This window comes from Kribbella albertanoniae (genome assembly GCF_004348455.1).
In the GTDB taxonomy this organism is placed as follows: domain Bacteria; phylum Actinomycetota; class Actinomycetes; order Propionibacteriales; family Kribbellaceae; genus Kribbella; species Kribbella albertanoniae.
Map to the genome: position 1 here is coordinate 1 of NZ_SMKA01000186.1, position 18,758 is coordinate 18,758.

23 protein-coding genes are annotated in these 18,758 nt (G+C 67.5%); 12 read left to right on the forward strand and 11 right to left on the reverse strand.

The window, feature by feature from the left end; genetic code table 11:
- Positions 1 to 521: VOC family protein (locus E1261_RS30405; protein WP_238176526.1), on the forward strand; the 521-nt coding region annotated here is incomplete at its 5' end.
- Between the two features lie 36 nt (positions 522 to 557).
- Positions 558 to 1,007, forward strand: coding sequence for an NUDIX domain-containing protein (locus E1261_RS30410; protein ID WP_132412597.1), 450 nt, complete (start codon positions 558 to 560; stop codon positions 1,005 to 1,007).
- Here E1261_RS30410 and E1261_RS30415 read toward each other — a convergent pair.
- Positions 958 to 1,644 (reverse strand): molybdopterin-dependent oxidoreductase, encoded by a 687-nt coding sequence (locus E1261_RS30415; RefSeq protein ID WP_132412599.1) that lies wholly within the window; start codon positions 1,642 to 1,644, stop codon positions 958 to 960. The two genes, E1261_RS30410 and E1261_RS30415, sit on opposite strands and share 50 nt — an antisense overlap.
- A gap of 126 nt (positions 1,645 to 1,770) precedes the next feature.
- Between E1261_RS30415 and E1261_RS30420 the strand changes: the two genes are divergently transcribed.
- Positions 1,771 to 2,313, forward strand: a complete 543-nt coding sequence (locus tag E1261_RS30420) for a GNAT family N-acetyltransferase (RefSeq protein WP_132412601.1) — start codon at positions 1,771 to 1,773, stop codon at positions 2,311 to 2,313.
- A gap of 43 nt (positions 2,314 to 2,356) precedes the next feature.
- The gene (locus E1261_RS30425) at positions 2,357 to 2,917 is read left to right on the forward strand and encodes a GNAT family N-acetyltransferase (protein ID WP_132412603.1); all 561 of its coding nucleotides are present in this window, start codon (positions 2,357 to 2,359) and stop codon (positions 2,915 to 2,917) included.
- A gap of 81 nt (positions 2,918 to 2,998) precedes the next feature.
- Here the strand turns inward: E1261_RS30425 and E1261_RS30430 are convergent, their stop codons facing one another.
- Genes E1261_RS30430 through E1261_RS30440 form a run of 3 tightly spaced genes read right to left on the reverse strand, consistent with a single transcriptional unit; the run spans position 2,999 to position 4,571 of the window.
- Positions 2,999 to 3,361, reverse strand: a complete 363-nt coding sequence (locus tag E1261_RS30430; protein WP_132412605.1) for a DUF4345 family protein — start codon at positions 3,359 to 3,361, stop codon at positions 2,999 to 3,001.
- Positions 3,358 to 3,810 carry a nuclear transport factor 2 family protein gene (locus tag E1261_RS30435; protein ID WP_132412607.1) on the reverse strand — a complete coding sequence of 151 codons (453 nt, stop codon included), beginning with the start codon at positions 3,808 to 3,810 and terminating at the stop codon, positions 3,358 to 3,360. The genes E1261_RS30430 and E1261_RS30435 overlap by 4 nt, the downstream gene beginning before the upstream one ends.
- Positions 3,810 to 4,571, reverse strand: a complete 762-nt coding sequence (locus E1261_RS30440) for an HD domain-containing protein (RefSeq protein ID WP_132412609.1) — start codon at positions 4,569 to 4,571, stop codon at positions 3,810 to 3,812. Before E1261_RS30440 ends, E1261_RS30435 begins: the two co-directional genes overlap by 1 nt.
- A 92-nt stretch (positions 4,572 to 4,663) precedes the next feature.
- On the opposite strand from E1261_RS30440, the gene E1261_RS30445 reads away from it, so the two are divergent.
- Positions 4,664 to 5,272, forward strand: a complete 609-nt coding sequence (locus E1261_RS30445) for a TetR/AcrR family transcriptional regulator (protein WP_132412611.1) — start codon at positions 4,664 to 4,666, stop codon at positions 5,270 to 5,272.
- A gap of 65 nt (positions 5,273 to 5,337) precedes the next feature.
- Positions 5,338 to 5,781, forward strand: coding sequence for a VOC family protein (locus E1261_RS30450; RefSeq protein WP_132412613.1), 444 nt, complete (start codon positions 5,338 to 5,340; stop codon positions 5,779 to 5,781).
- On the opposite strand, the gene E1261_RS30455 is transcribed toward E1261_RS30450, so the two are convergent.
- Positions 5,774 to 6,703, reverse strand: a complete 930-nt coding sequence (locus E1261_RS30455; RefSeq protein ID WP_238176527.1) for a phosphotransferase family protein — start codon at positions 6,701 to 6,703, stop codon at positions 5,774 to 5,776. The genes E1261_RS30450 and E1261_RS30455 overlap by 8 nt on opposite strands.
- A gap of 127 nt (positions 6,704 to 6,830) precedes the next feature.
- Here E1261_RS30455 and E1261_RS30460 point away from each other — a divergent pair, with 127 nt between their 5' ends.
- The 3 genes from E1261_RS30460 (at position 6,831) to E1261_RS30470 (ending at position 10,297) form a co-directional block, all read left to right on the forward strand.
- Positions 6,831 to 7,526: an alpha/beta hydrolase gene (locus E1261_RS30460; RefSeq protein WP_132412615.1), complete on the forward strand. Its 696-nt coding sequence runs from the start codon at positions 6,831 to 6,833 to the stop codon at positions 7,524 to 7,526.
- Between the two features lie 69 nt (positions 7,527 to 7,595).
- A complete protein-coding gene (locus tag E1261_RS30465) occupies positions 7,596 to 9,590 on the forward strand; it encodes a golvesin C-terminal-like domain-containing protein (RefSeq protein ID WP_132412617.1) in 1,995 nt (664 codons plus the stop codon).
- 23 nt (positions 9,591 to 9,613) lie between these two features.
- Positions 9,614 to 10,297, forward strand: a complete 684-nt coding sequence (locus tag E1261_RS30470) for a DUF6624 domain-containing protein (RefSeq protein WP_132412619.1) — start codon at positions 9,614 to 9,616, stop codon at positions 10,295 to 10,297.
- On the opposite strand, the gene E1261_RS30475 is transcribed toward E1261_RS30470, so the two are convergent.
- Positions 10,263 to 10,658: a RidA family protein gene (locus E1261_RS30475; RefSeq protein ID WP_132412638.1), complete on the reverse strand. Its 396-nt coding sequence runs from the start codon at positions 10,656 to 10,658 to the stop codon at positions 10,263 to 10,265. The two genes, E1261_RS30470 and E1261_RS30475, sit on opposite strands and share 35 nt — an antisense overlap.
- Positions 10,659 to 10,746: 88 nt before the next feature.
- Between E1261_RS30475 and E1261_RS30480 the strand changes: the two genes are divergently transcribed.
- Positions 10,747 to 11,736: a helix-turn-helix transcriptional regulator gene (locus tag E1261_RS30480; protein WP_132412621.1), complete on the forward strand. Its 990-nt coding sequence runs from the start codon at positions 10,747 to 10,749 to the stop codon at positions 11,734 to 11,736.
- A 65-nt stretch (positions 11,737 to 11,801) separates the two neighbouring features.
- On the opposite strand, the gene E1261_RS30485 is transcribed toward E1261_RS30480, so the two are convergent.
- The 4 genes from E1261_RS30485 to E1261_RS30500 all read right to left on the reverse strand — a co-directional run bounded on the left by E1261_RS30485 (position 11,802) and on the right by E1261_RS30500 (position 16,408).
- Positions 11,802 to 12,539 carry an inositol monophosphatase family protein gene (locus E1261_RS30485; protein ID WP_132412623.1) on the reverse strand — a complete coding sequence of 246 codons (738 nt, stop codon included), beginning with the start codon at positions 12,537 to 12,539 and terminating at the stop codon, positions 11,802 to 11,804.
- Entirely contained in the window at positions 12,532 to 13,773 is a 1,242-nt protein-coding gene (locus E1261_RS30490) for a pyridoxal phosphate-dependent decarboxylase family protein (protein WP_202875172.1), read from the reverse strand. The genes E1261_RS30485 and E1261_RS30490 overlap by 8 nt, the downstream gene beginning before the upstream one ends.
- A 145-nt stretch (positions 13,774 to 13,918) precedes the next feature.
- Positions 13,919 to 15,067: a hypothetical protein gene (locus tag E1261_RS30495; protein WP_132412627.1), complete on the reverse strand. Its 1,149-nt coding sequence runs from the start codon at positions 15,065 to 15,067 to the stop codon at positions 13,919 to 13,921.
- Positions 15,068 to 15,172: 105 nt separating this feature from the next.
- Positions 15,173 to 16,408, reverse strand: coding sequence for a WD40 repeat domain-containing protein (locus tag E1261_RS30500; protein WP_132412629.1), 1,236 nt, complete (start codon positions 16,406 to 16,408; stop codon positions 15,173 to 15,175).
- 70 nt (positions 16,409 to 16,478) lie between these two features.
- Here E1261_RS30500 and E1261_RS30505 point away from each other — a divergent pair, with 70 nt between their 5' ends.
- Together E1261_RS30505 and E1261_RS30510 are read left to right on the forward strand one after the other, a co-directional pair.
- Positions 16,479 to 17,198, forward strand: coding sequence for a hypothetical protein (locus E1261_RS30505; protein WP_132412631.1), 720 nt, complete (start codon positions 16,479 to 16,481; stop codon positions 17,196 to 17,198).
- A gap of 9 nt (positions 17,199 to 17,207) precedes the next feature.
- Positions 17,208 to 17,867 carry a hypothetical protein gene (locus E1261_RS30510; RefSeq protein ID WP_132412633.1) on the forward strand — a complete coding sequence of 220 codons (660 nt, stop codon included), beginning with the start codon at positions 17,208 to 17,210 and terminating at the stop codon, positions 17,865 to 17,867.
- On the opposite strand, the gene E1261_RS30515 is transcribed toward E1261_RS30510, so the two are convergent.
- On the reverse strand, positions 17,864 to 18,758 hold an 895-nt coding region (locus tag E1261_RS30515; RefSeq protein ID WP_238176529.1), incomplete at its 5' end, for a GNAT family N-acetyltransferase. The genes E1261_RS30510 and E1261_RS30515 overlap by 4 nt on opposite strands.

An 18,758-nucleotide genomic window follows, 5' to 3' on the forward strand; every position in this document is an offset into this window, starting at 1 on the left:
GGCGGCCATGCTCGGGGAAGGCGGACTTTGGGGGGATTGCGATGGACCTGGGTTTTGAGCGGATCTTGCAGGTGAAGATCCCGGTGACTGATCTGCAGCGCAGTGTTAGTTGGTACCGGCGGGTGTTGGGGCTGCGGCTGGCGTGGGAGTTCGGCGAGGCGGGTGTTGTCACGGGCGCGGTGCTGACTGATGACGACGAGCGGTTTCTCATCGGCCTGCGGCGGCTCGACACCGTGCCCGGTGAGCCGTCGCTGGCCGGCTTCGATGTTGTCAGCCTCGGCGTACCGTCTGTCGACGTACTGATGGCACTGGCCGAGCGTTTCGACGAGCTCGGCGTGGAGCACGGTCCGTTGTTCGACCGCGGGCCGGGTGGTGGGGTGCAGCTCGACGTACCGGATCCCGATGGCACGGTGATCCGGATCCTGTCGCCGTTCGGGGAGCACGCGCCGTTCACCGGCGTCGAGTTCGGGCCCGACGGGGCACCCACCTTCTACACGACCCCGCACCTGCAGCTGGACTGAAGCTGAACTGTCGGCGGCCGCGCCTAGAGTGCCGCCATGGTTGCCCGGATTCCGATCGCAGTCGCCCTGCTCGTGCGTGACGGTCTCGTGCTGCTGGTGCATCGGCATCCGTCGCGCCGTTGGTATCCCGACTCCTGGAGCTTCTCCGCCGGCGGACATGTCGAGCCGGGTGAGCTGCCTCGCCAGGCCGTCAGCCGGGAATGCCTCGAAGAACTCGGTGTCCACGTCCACGACCCCATACCTATCGAGATGACGGTCAGCGACCCGACCCTCGACGTACACGCGTTCCTCGTCACGCGCTGGGACGGTGAACCTGTCAACGCCGCACCCGAGGAGCACGACGATCTGCGCTGGTTCCGGCCGAGTGAACTCGCGGACTTGACGATGGCCCACCCGGAGAGCCTGTCGAACGTACTGAGCGCCGTCCAGGCAGCCGCTACGAACGCCTCAGGGCGTCTCGGGTCCCGCGGGAGCTCAGGAATCTGATGGGGCCAATCAGGCTCCGATAGATCGGGCGCACCAGCCGGCCGGGGACGAGGGCGTGGCGTTCTTCTTCCCAGACTCGGCCTCTGGGATGGCTCCTGATCAGCGGGCCTTCGGTGGTCGCCGGTGCGGCCGTCAGGACGTCGATGCGGCAGAGGTGTTTGATGTTGATGTAGCCGTACTGACTGGGACTGACCAGGCGGACTGGCGCTCCGTGATCGCTGTCGAGTGGCTGGCCGTTGAGATTTTGAGCGATCAGTACGTCGTCGCCCAGGACGTCCTCGATGGTTACCACTGCCTGCCAGCCGTCGAGCCCGCGCAAGGTGAGACGGGTGATCGATGCCCCTGGCAACTGTATCGGTTCGATGAGCGCGCGGTAGAACGTCTCGAACGGGACGCCTTCCCAGTGCAGCCCGGTCGCCGACCAGCCCGCCACACAATGGAAGTCGGCGGTGATCTCCTTCCGCGGCAACTCCCAGAGTCGCTCGAGAGGAAGGTCGACCTCAGCCGTCACCGCGCCCCGGACCGCGATCACCGGAGCGGGTGGAACGGGCGGAGCGGGCCGGGAGAGGTGGGTGCCGAAGCGGGGGAACCCCTCGACGCGGCGCTGTCCTGGTGGAAGACCGATACCCTTCACCATCCGAGTGTCTCCCTCCCCCGCCGACCACGAGATCCCCCGTGAGAGGGATGCGGCAGGAGGGCTGTGTCACATGGTGGTACAGAAACACCGTTGCCAGGGTAGCGGCCGGGTGTTTCGATGGCGGACATGTCATTGCCGGCTCCGACGTTGACCACTGATCGCCTGCGGCTGCGGCCGTTCGAGGACACGGATGCGAGCGGATTGTTCGCGCTGCACAGCGATGCCGCCGTACTGCGTTATTGGGACTCGCCGGCGTGGAGCGAACCGGCGCGTGCTGAGCGGTTCATCGCGGCGTGCCGGCAGATGGCTGACGAAGGTACCGGGGCTCGGCTCGCTGTGGAGTCCGACAGCACCTTCCTCGGCTGGTGCAGCGTGACTCGGTGGAACCCGGAGTTCCGCAGCGCGGCTCTGGGGTACTGCTACAACGAGGCCGCGTGGGGGCACGGCTACGGGACCGAGGCTGCGCGTGCGCTGCTGGGGTGGGCGTTCGACGCGATGGATCTGAATCGTGTGCAGGCGGAGGCTGATACGCGCAATGCGGCGTCCGGTCGGGTGCTGGAGAAGCTTGGGTTCGTCCGCGAAGGGACGTTGCGAGAAGACTGCGTCGTGAACGGCGAGGTCTCCGACTCGTGGGTCTACGGCCTGCTTCGGCGTGAGTGGCGGCCCTGAGGTGGACATCCAGGTGGTCAGCCCGGGTCGCTGGTGCGATCTCGTGCAGCTGTTCGAACGCAAGGGACCGCGCGGCGGCGTACCGATTCCTGGGCATTGCTGGTGCATGTTGTGGCGTGAGGAGCACGTGTCCCGCGAGGGCCGCAAGGCTGGGCTCAAGGCGGCCGTCGACGGTGACCGCTCCCCTGGGCTCATCGCGTACGTCGATGGTCGCCCGGCCGGCTGGGTTGCCGTGGCACCGCGAGAGGACCACGTCCGGCTCGAGCGGTCCCGAAAGTATGGACCTGAACCTGAGGATGAGCGTGTCTTCGCTGTCACCTGCTTCTACGTCGACCGCGACCTCCGCGGTACCGGCGTCGCCAGCGCGCTACTGGACGCAGCGATCGCTCATGCACAAGCGTCCGGTGCCACCGCGCTCGACGCGTTCCCGAAGCTGAATCACGCACCACACACACTCGGCAACCGACGAGCCGAGGAGAACGACAGCTGGATGGGCCGCCGCGCCTCCTACGAGTCCCGCGGCTTCGTCACCATCCGCGACAGCGGAGCCAGAGCCGTTATGCGCCTGCACTTCGACTCCAAACCCGTACCGAAGAACGGGTAGTGGTCGAGTTCCCCAGCGTGCGGGCGCCTCAGCAGAGCCGCTGAAGGGGACCTCTACCCGTTGGTCGGTACGGCGAGGGCGTCATCGGGCGCTGAGCAGCAGCGCGGCGAGGGCGGCTTCCACCAGGAAGAAGAAGCCGGGCCAGCGGAGGAGCGGCTTCGGGTCGGCGACAGCTCCGAGGAGTCGTCCGGCGGCCATGCCGCCGAGGGCGACTGCTACCGCGACCAGGACGCCGTCGCGGAAGTCGGCCGTTGCCGATTCGGCCGCGATGAGCAGAGCTGCGATGGCCAGGCCGAAGCCGCCATAGACCGCGCGGACCTCGTTGCGGGCGTCGGGTGTCGTGGGTGCCACGCCGAAGGGTGCCCAGATCAACGCGGGCTTCACCAGCGCGGCGACGCCCATCCCGGCGAAGAACACCGCGACGAGGATGACGGCGACGTTCATCCGCGGCCTCGCACCTGGGCGAAGGCCATGGCGGTGAGCGGGTGGGACACGAGTATCCGCAGGTTCTGCACCGGGCTGGTCTCTGGTCGCGCATCCAGGAAGCCGTAGAGCCGCTGATCGACGACCAGGCCGGCGTCGTTGAGCTTCCAGACCTCGATGCCGCGTGCGGACGGCTTGCCGGCGACCGTGCCGACCCACTCGTTCACGATCGTCGTCTCATCCGCGGTGACGAGCGTCTTGGTCACGTACATCTGCCGCTTCGCCATGAACGCGCACATCGTTCGCCAGGCCCGATGAATCTCATCGATACCGTTCGCCTCGATCAGCAGCCCGTCGAGGGTTGCCGTCTGGTGGCCGTCAGCCGCGAAGACAGTGCGGATGCCGTCGACGTCGCGCTCGTTCGTCATCCGTTCGGCCTCGGCCACGAAGGCGGTCGCGCGCTCAGTCATCAGGTTCCTTCCATCGATGGGCCAGTCAACGAAGGGAAGGCGGCCCTGTGGATCGACCGCTCCATCCCAAGCCGGTGCAGCAGGGCCGCACGCGACCGAGGATGCAGCCGCCGCTCCTCGCGCATCGCGGCGATGATGCAGTCGTCGAACCCAGTTCGCGGTGCCCGTCGCAGTACGTCGATCACCGTCCCCGGAGCGATTTCGCCGAACCGTCGCCCGACCACGTCGAAGTACGCGCCGGCGTTCAGCAGGTGTGACTCGGCGCCCCAGGACAAGGGCACCGACATGTTGAAGTGAGCCGCGATCGCCTCGAAGACCTCGCGGGCAAACACGTCATCCGCACCGGCCGCGAGCGCGAGTGCCCGCGCTTCGGCTGCGCCGTGTACGGCGAAGCAGGCTCCCCCGCGATGAGCCTCGCTCAGGCCGATGTCGTGCAGCATCGCAGCCACATACAGCAGCTCCTCGTCGTACTCGATGCTGTCGATCTCAGCCAGCATCGATCCCCACAGCCACGTGCGAAGGCTGTGCTGGAGCAGCGGACCGGGGAGCACCGCAGTGGCGCTCTCGGTCATTTGCTTCGCCAGCGGGGTGTCCGGCGGAGTGCGGTCGACGTCCAGTACGCGGGCCGACGTGGCACGGAGGCGTGCAGCCAGTACGGCGACCTCGCGCGCTGCTGCGGCTGCGGCGAAGCGCACCTGGTCGAGGGCAGTCAGGGATCCGTTGCTTCGGGCAACCCAAGCGGGCGATCCGACCGCAGCCATACCGGTCTCCTCTCTTGCAACGATTGCAAGAAGTCCCGCTAAGGTAACTGTCAGAAGGACTTCTTGCAATCGTTCTCAGAAAGGGCGCGGGAGTGGACCCCAGGGCCGAACGCACGATCGAGTCGTTGTTGCGCGCAGCTGAGCCGCTGTTCCGCCAGCGGCCGTTCGCCGAGGTGACTCTGGAGGAGATCGCCGCCGACGCCGGTGTCGCGGTCGGCTCGGTCTACAACCACTTCGGCTCCAAGGCCGGCCTGCACGCTGCTCTGGTCGAGCGAGCCCTCGACACCGACCGGTACTTCATGGACCTCGCCTACGTACCCGGCCGTTCCCCGATCGATCAGCTCTACGCGGCCGCCGCTGAGTATCTCGCCTTCTACCTCGCCAATCCCGAGTTCTTCCGCATGCTGGCCTTCCCGTCCGACCCGGGCAGCTATCCGGCCGGCCGCGAGCTGGCCGATCGGCTAGCGGCATCGGTCAACGAGCAGAACGCGCGCATGGTCGAGGCGATCAAACTCGGCATCGACACCGGTGTGCTCCGCGAGGTCGACCCCGACGCCACCGCGACGGTCCTCTGGGCGGCGTGGAACGGCATCATCAGCCTCGGCTGGCGCTCCGACAGCCTCTCCCGAACCGACGACGAGCTGGCCCAACTGCTCCGGGTCGCGACGGACTTAGTGGCCCACGGCCTCCTGGTCGACTGACACCTCAAATTTTGTCGGAGGGGCCTGGCAGGCTGACGGGAATCACAAACTCGTGGAGGTCTCGGATGGCCGTGTCGTATCAACTGGTGATCGACTGCAGGTCCCCTGAAGTGCTGACTCGGTTCTGGGCTGCGGCGTTGCATTACGTCACCGCGCCGCCGCCTGCCGGATTCGAGTCGTGGGACGACTTCTACCGGTCGATCGGTGTGCCCGAGGCCGAGCTGGGCGGAGGCGTCGACAGCATCGTGGATCCGAACGGCGAGGGCCCGCGGATCTGGTTCCAGATCGTGCCGGAGGAGAAGTCGATCAAGAACCGCATCCACATCGATGTGGATGCGAGCGGCGGCCGCGGGTTCCCCCTTGAGGTACGGCGTGAACGGGTCGAGGCCGAGTCCGCCCGGCTCGTCGCCCTGGGTGCGACGCGGTTGCGTGCGCTCACCGAGGAGGGCCTGGATCACTACGGGGTCGCGATGACGGATCCAGAAGGGAACGAATTCGACATCAACTGATCAGCGTCTCGAGGTCCGGCAGCCGCTCGAACAGGCCGGGCAGGCCGCGTAGGCCGTTGCGCACCGACTCGTGCGACAGCGCGAGGTCAGGGCCGGTGCTCGCCGTGCCACCGGCCAGGCAGCGGAGGATGTTCCACCGCGTGAACCCCAGCCAGCCGCCGACCATGAACACGAACCAGCTTGGCCCTGGCGACGGCAGCATTCCGCCGGCAGCGACGTACCCGTCGAGGACTGCACGGAAGATGTCCGGCTGGATGTCGTCGAAGCCAGGTCCCTTCGCGAGGCTCAGTGCGGTTGAGCCGAGCTCGCCAGACAGGTCGAGCATGCCCGAGAGTTCCCAGTCGAGCACGACCGGCCGACCGCCGCGAGCGAGCAGGTTCCACGGCTGGATGTCTCGGTGAGTCAGTACGACGGGGCCCGGCCGCTCGCAGGTCTCGACGAAGTGGGCGATCGCGAGGAACGTGTCCACGCGGGAGGCGAGCTCGTCGGCCCACGGCTGCCCGGTTGCCGCCGCGCGTTCGGCGAGCTCGCGCCAGTCGTGCGGCGTCGGCTCGTCGATCGGCTCGTGAGTCCACTCGACGTCGAGCCTGTGAATGCGCGCGAGGATCTCACCGATCTCGAACGCAAACGCCGCCGGCACCGGCTCCTCGGGCACCGTCTCCCCCTCGACCCAGCGGTGCACGAGCGTGTCGCGGCCGGCCGAGATCGGCTCCGGCATCGGGATGCCGGCAGCGAAGGCCGCCTGCTCGAACCTGAAGACGTCGTCGACGGGGTAGGTCCCGCGGTTGTCGACGAGGTTCAGCTCCTTCACCGCGAAGGAGCCCTGCTCGGTGTCGAGCCGGTACAGCTTGTTGGCGAACCCGCCGTGGACGCGGATCATCGACCCGACCGGCGTGCCGAGCTGTGAAAGGTCTGCGGTCACCCGACGAACCTACGACTCGCAGCTCGTCGATGCATCGGAGTTTCCGGAGTAGGCGATTGGCTGAGGCGATCGTGTTGATCAGGAAGGATCGTTATACGTGATCGCTCTCCACGGCTAGCGTCGAGGCATGAGCACCTTCGCGTTGATTCACGGAGCCGGTGTCGGTGGTGGCTGGTTCTGGCACCTGGTCGAGGCCGAACTGCAGGCTCTCGGGCACACGACCGCCGCGCCGACCCTGTGGAACGGCGACGAGAGCGAGACCTTGTCCAGCTATGCCGACGCCGTCATCGACCTCGTCGGTACGCCGGACGAGCTGATCGTGGTTGCCCATTCGTTCGGAGGGTTCACCGCGCCCCTGATTGCCGAGCGCATCCCCACCGCCGGCCTGGTCTATGTCACCGCGATGGTTCCCCAGCCTGGCGAATCTCCGGACGACTGGTGGACCAACACCGGATTCTCCGAGGCGGTTCGGATCCAGGCCGCCCGGGACGGCGGGCTGACCGGTTCCGGGGACTACTTCCACGACGTACCGAAGCACCTCGCCGACCAGGTGCCGGACAGGGAACCGAGTCCGCCGTCCAACACGGCGTACTACGAACCGTGGCCCCTCGACGCCCATCCGGCGGTACCGACGCGCTACATCCTCTGCACCGAGGACCGCCTGTTCCCCGCCGACTTCCAGCGCCAGTTCGTTCGGGACCGCCTGGGCATCACTCCCGACGAGATCACCAGCGGCCATGCCCCGGCCCTCAGCCGGCCCGTCGAGCTCGCCGCGATGCTCGACGGCTTCAGGTTCCTGCCAGAGTCCACATCTGGCCGCTGACGGACCTGCCTCGGGACAGCCGAAGTCGGTAGCGTCGCAGGCGAATCCCCCTCCCCGAGGAGCAGACGCATGACCCCGCCCGTCAGCCGTCGCGCATTCACCGCCGGACTCGCCGCCAGCGCCATCACCACGGCCCTGCCAACCTCCATCCGACCTGCGCAAGCCGCCGTACAGGCCGAGGTCGCGGCACCTTCCTTCTTCGAGACGATCCTGTGGGACAACACAGTCGACCCACTGGCCAACTACCACGTGCACGGTCTCGTGGTACTGCCGGACGACACGATCATCGCCTGCACCGAAGGCAGGCACGAGGTCTGCGACGCCGGCCCGCACGACCTGCTCATCCGGCGCAGTACCGACAAGGGCCAGACCTGGACGCCGTCGCATGCGGTCGTGCCGTCGGTCAACGGCCAGAGCTGGGCCAACCCGGCCTTTGTCGTCGACGAGGGTACCGGTGAGGTCTTCCTGTTTCACAACCTCTGCGTGCGACTTCCCGAGAACACGAGTTGCTCCTCGGACTCGAGCACCCTCCATGTCATCTCCAGTACTGACGGCGGCGTGACCTGGGTCGATCGGCGCGACCTGACTTCGCTGTTCGCTCATTTCCCGCACAACTGGGCCATGCATGGAGCCGGACCGGGGCACGGCATCCAACTCGCCTCCGGCCGACTCCTGATGACGGTCGGCCACCGAACCATCATCACCGGCGTACCGGCCGACGAGCGCCACTACGGTGTCTCGACGATCTACAGCGACGATCATGGCCGGACCTGGCGTTCTGGCGGTGAGGTTCCGCTGGGGCCAGACCTGCCGCATATGGGCGAGGCTCGATTGGTTCAGCGCGCTGACGGCAGCATCATCCTGAACAGCCGCCCGGGCTCGGGCAACGACTGGCCCCGGGGTGTGGCGGTCAGTACTGACAACGGACTGAGTTGGTCGCGACCTGCGCTCGACTTCAGTGCCGGTCTGTTCAACGGCGTCGACACCGGGTTCATCCGCTACACCGGCGGCCAGGACATCAACCGGGTTCTCTTCAGCCGGCCGGACGCCCCGATGCGCCGGAACATGACGGTGTCGGTCAGCTACGACGAGGGCAACTCGTTCCGCTACAGCCGCGTGGTCAATCCCGGCCGCAGCTACTACTCGGATCTTGGTCGACTGTCCGATGGCACGGTCGTCCTGCTGTACGGGCGCGACGGCGATCTGGACGGGTTCCCGCGCAGCGTGGCGGTGGCCGCCTTCAACCTGGAGTGGCTGACTCAAGGCCGCGACTCCCTGGCCACCGGACCTGGGATCACCACCCAGACCTTCCCGCTCGGCCCGCCGCAGACTGGTTCGATCGAGTACCCGTTCGTGGTCAACCGCGACGGCCAGTACGAGCTGTGGCTTCGCTATTACCGCACCCCCGACGGCGCTCTGGTGACCGTCGCTGTCGACGGTCAAACGCCGCGCAACTCGGCCGTCGACCTGACCTCGTTCCGGGGCGATGGGCATGACGTCGTACTGGTGGACACTCGTCAGCTCACGGCTGGGCGGCACACGCTCCGCGTCACCCTCGCCGGGGTGGGCCGTGGTGGTGGCAACCAAATCTTCCTCGAGCAGCTGAGCCTGGTCACCGCGCCGGCGAAGCCCGATCTCCGTGAAGAGGTCACCGTGGACAACGACGGGCTCGGCTTCGAGGTGGTCGGTACCTGGAACAGCGCCCGCGGCATCCCCGGCTACTACGGCTTCAACTACCTCACCCACCCCAGAGGCACCGGCACCAACTACGCAAGATTCCGGCCCGCGATCCCGGGCGACGGCCGCTACGAGGTCCTGGTCTCCTACACCGCCGATCCCAACCGCGCCAGCAACGCCAAGTACGCGATCCACCACGCCACCGGTACGACGACAGTCACCGTCAACCAACGTGTTCGGGCCACTCCGGACGATGCGCGCACCGGCGAATGGAAGTCGCTCGGCACGTTCACCTTCAAGGCCGGGATCGCCGGCTACGTCCAGCTCACCGATGCGGCCGACGGTTTCGTGATCGCGGACGCGGTGCGGTTCCGCCGAGTGCCCTGACAGCCGCGGCGTAGATTTGCCGCGTGAACCTCCGTGCCGAAGTGCTGACCAGGATGAGCGCCGACAGTGCAGCTATCGACGCCTTCCTGGCAGCTGCAAACAACTACAGCAAGACCATCGCCAGCCAGATTCCTTGGCCGTACTCCCTTCTGGAGTGGACGCCGCAGGACGAGGCCCCCGAGCCAGTACGTCGAGTTGTCGCGGTCGTGCACGACAATGTCGAGTGGCTGCGGGGCGTGGTGAATGAGCATGGCTGGCCCGGAAAGTCGGTGGTCGGTGAGGACGGTATGGACGCGTTCTGGCTGCTCCTCCAGCACGCTGGTTCGGGAGTTCCAACCATTGGTACGCCGGCCAATCTGGCCTTCCAGGCAAGTTGCATCCCGTTGCTGCATCAGGCGGTTCAGGCAGGTGAGGCTCACCCGCGGCACCTCGCGCACATCGTCGACAACCAGCGGGAGCGGACGAACCAGCTGCCGGACTACGCCGTAATGGAGACTGCCTTCGCGCTGGAGGACGACGAGCTGGTACTCCGGCCGGGGCTGGATGCCGACACGATCAATGACAACCGAGCGCAGATCGGTCTGCTGCCACTCAGCGTGGATCTGGAGCGACGTCGTACTGGCAATCCTCCCGACGCCACCGACGGCACCCGCCCCGAACCATGGCCGAGTCTCACGCCACCGCGGTCGCCTCAAGCTCGACCATGAGGTCGGGGAGCGCGAGCCGGCTGACGCCGAGCATCGTGGTGGGCGGTGCGACCTGGGCGGCGCCGAGGCGGGCCGCCAGTACGCCGTAGTGCTGGAACAGGAGGTCGACGTCGGTCGTGTAGACGTTCAGCCGGATCACGTTGGCGAGCGACATCCCGGCCTCGGCCAGGACGGCCTCCAGGTTGGTGAGGCTCAGTTCCAGCTGACCCGCCATGTCCCCGTCGTGCTCGGGTTTGCCGTCGGCGTTCATTGCGGTCTGGCCGGCGCAGTACAAGGTCCGGGTGTTGCCGGTGACAACCTCACCCTGGTGGTATCCCAGTTGCTGCGACCAGGTCCACGGGTTGACGGCCGTTCGCTCCACTGCCACTTCAGTTCCCTTCGATTGATGTAGGAAGAGCCTCTCAGCGAATCACGACATCCTGTGTCGTGTATTCCGGTAGGGTTTTCGTATGCGCGCCGACCGGTTGGTCTCGCTGGTTCTGCTCCTGCGCCAGCACGGTCAGTTGTCCGCCGTCACGCTGGCGCGCGAGCTCGAGGTCTCCACGCGTACCGTGCTGCGTGACATCGAGGCGCTGTCCGCCGCGGGCGTCCCGGTGTACGCCGAGCGCGGTCGGCACGGTGGATTCGCGCTGCTCCCCGGATTTCAGACTGAGCTCACCGGGCTGAACCACGACGAGGCGCTCGCCCTGGTTGTGGCCGGATCGCGCCGTGGGGCGCAGGTGTTCGGCCTCGGCTCGGCCCTCGCCTCGGCCATGCTCAAGGTGGTCGACGCCCTCCCCGCGAGCTATCGCAGCACGGCGGCCGGCGCCTCCCAACGCCTGCTCATCGACCCCGAAACTGATCTGCTCTCCCGCCGCCTCGTCACCGAAGAGTCGCCCGACACCACCACCGCCGAGGTCCTGCGCGCCGTACTGGCCGGGCACAAGCTGCGCATCCATTACGCGGCAACCGACCAGCCGGCGAAGTGGCGCACAGTGGATCCGATCGGCGTCGTGACGGTCCGCGAACAGGGCTATCTGCTCGCCACGAGATCCGGCGAGGACCGCACGTACCGTCTCGACCGCGTCCTCGCCGCCGAAGAACTCGCCGAACCGGCTGAGCGACCCGACCGCGTCGACCTGGACCGAGCCTGGCAGGAACGCAGCACCCGGTTCCGCACCGGCGGCGATCAGGTCACGGTCCTCGCCCGCGTGAACCCCATCCGCCGCGAAGACCTGGCCCGTACCGCTCTCGCCATCCTCGCCGAATCCACCGACGAAGACGGCTGGCTCCGCCTCGAAGTCACCTTCCAAGACAGCCGGCACGCCGAATGGGCCCTCTGGCAGCTCTCCACCAACGCCGAAGCCCTCGCCCCACCCTGGCTCCGCGCAGCCCTCCACACTCGAGCCACCACCCTCGCCACCCGCTACGCCGCGCAACCTGTACATAAGGACTGTTAGTACGCGTGCCCCCGCCGCATCCCCAGGCGTGACACAGACCGCCGCCGGCCCTCGAACTGGACCCTCTAACAGTCCTTCTGTACGCCGCCACCCTCCGGATAGCCGAGCAACGCAAGTAGGCGTGGGTGCAGCCTGGCGTTGGAGTAGAGGCCGCCGCCCTGATCGCCGGTGTTCGTGCCGACCGGGTTGGTGAAGCGGCCGCCGGCTTCTTCGACGATGAGGATCCAGGGCGCGTGATCCCACTTGTAATAGCGCTCGACCAGGAACGCGTCGATCTCACCGCGGACGAGTTCGACCAGCGGGAGCGGGCTCGCGGGCGGCCGAGCCATGGGGAGTCGATTGCCCAAGGCCACGACTCTGGCGTCCGTCGAACTGACCTCCAGACGCCGGGGCTCGGCCAGCGGCCAGGGTGACTCGAACGCGCCACCACCGCGAGTTGCCCACCAGCGAATCCCGAGCGCAGGCGCGGTGACGACGGCGACCTCGGTGATCCCGTTGATCTCCAGCGCGACCTGAATCCGCCAGTTCGGGTCCCCGCGGCTGAAGTAGTTCGTGCCGTCGATCGGATCGAGAATCCAGACCCGATCGGACTCTCCCAGCTCCCCGAACTCCTCGCCGAAGAACGCATCACCCGGCCGCGCCCCCGACAACTCATCCCGCAGCAACCGCTCAACGGCCCGATCCGCCTCGGTAACCGGCGAACCGTCAGCCTTCACCGAGACGGTCACGCCGGCCGCGTAGTGGGCAAGTGCGAGCTGAGCGGCCAGATCCGACGTACCGAGGGCAAGCTCCAAGTCATCCATCGCTGCACAAGCTAGCAACCGCGGCGACCGCCCGCGCGACGTCCGAGCTGCTGGTCTGCCAGTTGACTACCGACACACGCATCGCCCGCACCCCCTTCCACGTCGTACCGCCGAACCACGCCTCTCCCCCGGCCTGGATCCGCGCAATCACTTCATCGGTACGGCGGTCGTGGTCGCCATCGGCCGCCAGGAACCGGACGAGTCCCTGGTTGATGGCCGGTTCGACCAGCACCTCGACACCAGGCAACGCGCCGAGACCGCGGACCAGGTCCCGGGCGTGATCGCAGCAGCGCTCGATCATCGCGCGGATCCCGTCCCGGCCGAGCTCCCGGATCGCGGCGTACACGGGGACAGCCCGTCCGCGACGCGACCATTCGGGCGTCCAGTCGATCTGGTCCCGCGCGGCTCCACCCGTGATCAGGTAGCTCGCCGACGTCGTCATCGCGGCCCGATGCGCAGCCGCGTCCCGCACGAACGCGAACCCCGAGTCGAACGGCACGTTCAGCCACTTGTGCCCATCCGTCGTCCAGGAGTCCGCGAGCTCAACCCCGTCGAGGAGCGTCGAGTACCGCGGACTCACACGAGCCCACAGTCCGAACGCTCCGTCGACATGCACCCAAGCGCCGTACCGGTGAGCCATCTCGCACGCCTCGACGAACGGATCGAACGCGCCGGTGTTGATCTCGCCAGCCTGCAAACACACGACCGTCGGCGCGTCGATCTGCAGCTCACGCTCGAGCGCCTCAAGGTCGATCCGGCTATCGGCTCCGGTCCCGACCGCGGTCAGGGAGTCGGTGCCCAGACCGAGCATCCGTACGGCGCGATCGATCGATGCATGTTGTTCGCCACCACACAGCACCCGCGGCGGCGGCGCCTGAAACAACCCCCGCCGCTCCACATCCCAGCCCCGATCCGCCAGCAACCGATGCCGAGCCGCGGCCAGTGCGGTCACATGAGCCATCTGCGCCCCAGTCGTGAACGCGAACGACGCCTCAGCCGGCAACCCGAGCAGCTCCTTCAGCCAAGCCCCGGTGATCTCCTCGATCACTGCCTCCGCCGGACCGCACGCATACAACGCCGCATTCTGATCCCACGTCGCCGTCAGCCAATCCGCCGCCAACGCAGCCGGCACACCCCCGCCAATCACCCACCCGAAGAACCGACCCCCAGCACTCCCCAACAACCCACCATCCACATCACGCACCAGCTCATCAATCACGTCCTCCGCAGTCATCCCCACCTCCGGAAGCCCGCGCCCCAACGCCGCCCGCAACTCCCCCAAACTCGCAGTCGGAGCAACCGGCCCGCTGACGAGCCCCTCCAAATACTCCGCAGCATGGCCAGCAGTCCGTCCCAACAGCGATCGGCGAGTCATACCCCTACAACGCAACCGCCCCAGGTTCTGTGAGTCGATACGTCCGCAGCACGCCGTCATCCAGCGCAGCAAAGGTCCGAGTCTGCGGGTTGTAGGCGGTCGGCCGATATCCAGGCAGTACGCCGACGCGCGCGTCCTCAGCGGGATCCCAGAACTCCAGCCCGCCCTCCGCGGCGACAGCGAGCCGCCCGTCAACGCCCCACATCTGCCCCTTCAATCCGAAGACTTCCCCCAGCCGATCGCCACTCGGAGCGTCGTACAGCTGCACACCCTCGACAACCGGCTGCTCGGCCAGGCCGATCCCCTGAAGCGCCACGACGCGGTCGCTCACCCATGCGACCGGTTGACTCCAAGCGTCGCGATAGGTGAGCTCGCGCCCCTGTTCGGCGGCGTATGTCTCGCCTTCCCGCCACGCGGCGAGAGCGACGATCACGGGAACACCGACCGGATGCCAGGCCCAACCATCGTCCAGCAGCCACGCTCCGGTCGGGCTCACGGTCAGCCGCCCGTGGAAGTAGTCGAGGGCCTGTTCCTCGCCTTCACGCTGCTCGGTGTCGCGTGGAGTCAGCAGCTCGCCGGTCGCGGTATCGAAACGGTCCAGCCGGTTCCAGTCGGTCGCCGCAACCACCGTGCCGTCGGACAAGAAGGCGAACGGGAACGGCGTCGCGAAATTGCAGTAGTCCTGCCTATCGAGCTGGAGAGTCACCCGCCCATCGGTGAGATCCACGACCGCGCCGTACCGGCCGTAGTCCCAGACGACCGCCACGAACCGGCCATCTGACGACGCATGCAGAGTCGGCCCCGGCGTACCGAAGCTGTCGTCTTCCTCTTCGTCCTCCGGAAGCGTCACTTCGTACGACGGGCCGCCCAGCCGCACGACCTGCAGGCCGGTGTACACCAGCCAACCGTCGCCCGAGGCCACCAGACACCGATCATTGGCCGGCTCAACGAGCACCGGTTCCTCGTGGAGGATGCCGGTAAGCGGTCGATCGTGACGCCGGACCTCGGGCTGCCCACTGATGCGCGAGACACTCCGCTCGTCCGCCTGACCAGTGCAGCCCACGCACACCGTCGCCAGTTGCGACCGCGGATCGTCGAGGCCCGCGCACTCCTCGCACAACAGGTCGTAATCGCCACGGTGTCCCGTATACATGCGGACCACCTGCCGCGGCTTCTCAGCGCTCAGGTGGAGGCAGGTACGAAACGGCCCCTCGTTCGCCAGATGACCGCAGGCCGCCAACTCCATTCCCGAACCATGTCACGGGAGGCGATAGGTTCGCAGTACCCAGTCGTCCAGCGCGGCGAAGGTGCGGGTCTGGGGGTTGTAGGCGGTTGGGCGGTAGCCGGGGAGTACGCCGACGCGCGCGCCCTCGGCGGGGTCCCAGAACTCCAGGCCGCCCTCGGCCGCCACGGCGAGCTGGCCGTCGACTGCCCACATCTGCCCTTTCGGGCCGAAGAGCGTGCCGACGCGTTCAGCACTCGGAGCGTCGTACAGCTCGACGCCGTCGACCATTGCGGCGTCGTCCTCGCCGATCCGCTGGATGGCGACGACGGTGTCGGTCAGCCAGGCGACCGGCTGGTTCCAGGCGTAGTCGCGGTAGGCGAGGCTGCGCCCCTGTTCAGCGGCATAGGTGGTGCCGCTCTGCCAGGCGGCCAGGTCGATGAGCGTCGGCATGCCGACCGGCGACCAGACCCAGCCGTCGTCCACCATCCAGGCTCCGCTCGGGCTCACGGCCAGTCGGCCGTGGAAGTAGTCGAGGTAGTTCTCCGGCCGCTCGTCGCCTTTGCGCCAGGTGGTGTCGCGTGGCGTCAGCAGCCCGCCGTGGACCGAGCTGACCCGATCAAGGCGATTCCAGCTCGTCGCCGTCACGAAGGTGCCGTCGGCAAGGAACGCGAACGGGAACGGCGTCGTGTAGTTGCGGGATTCGCCGCGATCGAGCTGCACGGTCATCCGGTTCTCGGCGAGATTCACGACCTCGCCGTACCGGCCGTGATCCCACACGACCGCCGCGAACCATCCGTCCGACGACGCGTGCACGGTCGGGCCCGGCGTACCGAATGCGTTGTTGTCGTACTCCCGCTCCTTGCGCATCTTCAGCCGGTACGACGCTCCGCCCAGCCGCACGAGGTACTTGCCGGTGTACACCAGCCAGCCGTCGCCCGATGGCGCGAGGCACCGGTCGTTGACTGGTTGCGCGTACGCCGGTTCTTCGTGGAAGGTGCCGGTGAGCGGCCGGTCGTGGTGGCGGACCTCGGGCTGACCGCTGACGTGGGTGACCTTCTCCTCGTCGGCCCGCTCGGTGCAGCCCGCACAGACGACCGCGAGCTGGGTCCACGGATCGTCGAGTTTGCCGCACGGCTCGCAGAGCAGGTGATACTCGCCACCGACACCGGTGTAGAGCCGGGAGATCTCCTCGGGCTCCTCGACGCACAGGTGAAGGCAGGTCCGGAACGGTCCTTCCTTCGCGACATGACCGCAGGCCAGCATCTCCATCGCACGACGATATTCGCCACGCACAATTGCGGTAGGCCGGTTTGGCCGTGCGGTCGGCTACGTTGCCGGGGTGCACGCTCTCGACGTACCGACCTGGCTGGAAGCGCTCGTCGGGATGCAGCTGGGCGCGGCCTTGTTCATCGGCTTCATCGCGCTCGTCGGCTGGCTGATCGCCCACCTCGCCGGGCCTTGGCTCGACCGCGAAGAAGCCCAGCTCAAGCGCCTCCAGGCCGGCGCCGAACGCTACGGCTGGCTGCCCGCCGAAGACACCGACGGCCGGCTCGCTGCCGCGGGAGCCCGCTGCTTCGAGGACGACGGCACGCTGCAGCGCCTGCTGGTCGGCTCGTATGAGGGCCGCCGGATCCAGATGGCCGGGTTCGCCACCTTGGGCTCAGGGCCCACCGCCATGCGCAACCTGGTCGCGATCGAACTCCCGGTCAGTCTCCCTGAGCTCCGCATCAGCCACGACGGAGTCACCCCGCCCTCGCTGCCACCACTCGAACCCGTGCTGCAGATGAGCGACACCGAGAGCGACGCGTTCAATCAGCGGTACTTCGCCGCCAGCCTCGACCCCCGCTACACCTCCGCCATGCTGCATCCCCGGATGATCGAGTGGATCCTGGCCCACCCGCCGCAGGACCTTCGGCTGGTCGGCAACCTCCTCATCGCCTACACACCCAAGCCCTGGACCGTCCCGCACACCCTGGCCACCGTCCCCCTGCTCAGCGGCATCGTGGATCGAATTCCGCCGTTCGTGCTGAAGGACTTCGGCGACCGATCGGTGAGTTAGCGTTCGGGCATGGATGTTCAGGTCATCGAAGGCCGGTTTGCCGAGCTACCGACCGTGGATGCGCGCGGGATCGATCGCCGCGCGTTCGGCGAGTTCATCGGCCCGCAGGGCGAGCTCGCGTCGTACGCCATCGGCTGGACCACCGGCACCGACCAGCACGTCGGCCGGATCTCGATCGGCATCGGTGCGGGCAACCCGGGCGGCGCGACCATCCATGCGGTCATCGTCGACGACGGCCACCAGTACGGGCTGAGTCTGATCGACGACCCCTTCGAGCAAGTCCCCGAAGGCGGACCGAACCTGACGGCGCAGCAAGCACGTGCCCACGAAGACCTCCCCTTCATGTGGTGGGTCGCGGACAACGTCCTGGCCACCGACCGTCGCGCCTGGTGGCTGCTGCACTGGCTTCTGCAAACCAACTGCATCCAGACCGCAGAGGTCTTCGACCTGCGCGAGCCGATCCTCCTCGTCGGCCACGACGAGGACGACGGCATCTGGCAACTCATCGGTACGTCGAACGCCGGCCCCGACGGCAAACTCGGCCACCTGAGCCATGCGATCGACGAGGACCAGACCCTGCTCGACGTACTGAATCTCCAGCCCGGCCAATCCGCGACCCGCTCAGCCGTCGGCGCACCCTGGAACCGCCACGTCGGCTATCCGGACTAGCGGCGTACGTAGAGCCTGGATCTGGCACCTGGGCGGAAGCCGATGGACTGGTAGAGGGCACGGGCTTTGGGGTAGGCGTCGTCACCGCGGGGGCAGACCATCGCGTGGGTGGCGCCTGCCTCGCGGAGGGCGTGCAGGGCGGCGAGGTTGACGGCCTGGGCCAGGCCTCGACGCCGGTACGCCGGTGCGCAGCCGACTGGTTCGACCAGTCCGATGCCGTGGATCTTGTCGTCCCAGATCAAGGCGGTTGCCGCGAACTCGCCGTTGGGGGCTTCGACGATCCAGTCGAGCTCAGGCTTGTACGGCCAGGTCGACATCACTGCGGCCATGTCCTCGTCGGTCACCTTCGACGGTCCCCAATCGGACCACGCCGCCCGGTGAACCGCGGCTCGCTGCTGTACCTCGTCGGGCTGCACGTGCCGCAGCGTGAATCCGTCCGGGACGACCGGGGTACCGAGGTCGCTCAGCGCGATGCGGTGATGGGTGAAGTAGGGAGCATCGTCGTCGGCGCGGTAGCCGGCCTTCTCGAGCGCTGCCACGAGGTGCGTCTCGGCCTCGAGCACGCTGACGGCACCATCTGGCGCGTACTCCTGAAACCATCCGAGTACGTCGCCCGCGACCTCCGCCCACTCCGGATCGACCACGAGTGACAGATGATCCGGTTCCGCCCAGCCCCACGCAACCACCTGCCCGTTGTCCTCCCAGAACGCCGTACGCCAGGTATCCCCACGCCGGCCCGCGTTGAGCGCCCGTTCCCAAGCCACATCCCCGACATGCAGCCGAGACCGCGGACTCCACGTCCGCTGCACCAACTCCTGCATCACCTGAACCTCGTCGGTCCCCACAACCTCACATCGCCGCACCACGACCTCCGACCCTCCAATGCCCGTC

Coding starts and splice junctions, on each gene's coding strand:
- E1261_RS30410 (WP_132412597.1), top strand. CDS start 558: ATGGTTGCCCGGATTCCGATCGCAGTCGCCCTGCTCGTGCGTGACGGT.
- E1261_RS30415 (WP_132412599.1), bottom strand. CDS start 1,644: ATGGTGAAGGGTATCGGTCTTCCACCAGGACAGCGCCGCGTCGAGGGG.
- E1261_RS30420 (WP_132412601.1), top strand. CDS start 1,771: ATGTCATTGCCGGCTCCGACGTTGACCACTGATCGCCTGCGGCTGCGG.
- E1261_RS30430 (WP_132412605.1), bottom strand. CDS start 3,361: ATGAACGTCGCCGTCATCCTCGTCGCGGTGTTCTTCGCCGGGATGGGC.
- E1261_RS30435 (WP_132412607.1), bottom strand. CDS start 3,810: ATGACTGAGCGCGCGACCGCCTTCGTGGCCGAGGCCGAACGGATGACG.
- E1261_RS30440 (WP_132412609.1), bottom strand. CDS start 4,571: ATGGCTGCGGTCGGATCGCCCGCTTGGGTTGCCCGAAGCAACGGATCC.
- E1261_RS30450 (WP_132412613.1), top strand. CDS start 5,338: ATGGCCGTGTCGTATCAACTGGTGATCGACTGCAGGTCCCCTGAAGTG.
- E1261_RS30460 (WP_132412615.1), top strand. CDS start 6,831: ATGAGCACCTTCGCGTTGATTCACGGAGCCGGTGTCGGTGGTGGCTGG.
- E1261_RS30465 (WP_132412617.1), top strand. CDS start 7,596: ATGACCCCGCCCGTCAGCCGTCGCGCATTCACCGCCGGACTCGCCGCC.
- E1261_RS30480 (WP_132412621.1), top strand. CDS start 10,747: ATGCGCGCCGACCGGTTGGTCTCGCTGGTTCTGCTCCTGCGCCAGCAC.
- E1261_RS30485 (WP_132412623.1), bottom strand. CDS start 12,539: ATGGATGACTTGGAGCTTGCCCTCGGTACGTCGGATCTGGCCGCTCAG.
- E1261_RS30490 (WP_202875172.1), bottom strand. CDS start 13,773: ATGACTGCGGAGGACGTGATTGATGAGCTGGTGCGTGATGTGGATGGT.
- E1261_RS30495 (WP_132412627.1), bottom strand. CDS start 15,067: ATGTATACGGGACACCGTGGCGATTACGACCTGTTGTGCGAGGAGTGC.
- E1261_RS30500 (WP_132412629.1), bottom strand. CDS start 16,408: ATGGAGATGCTGGCCTGCGGTCATGTCGCGAAGGAAGGACCGTTCCGG.
- E1261_RS30510 (WP_132412633.1), top strand. CDS start 17,208: ATGGATGTTCAGGTCATCGAAGGCCGGTTTGCCGAGCTACCGACCGTG.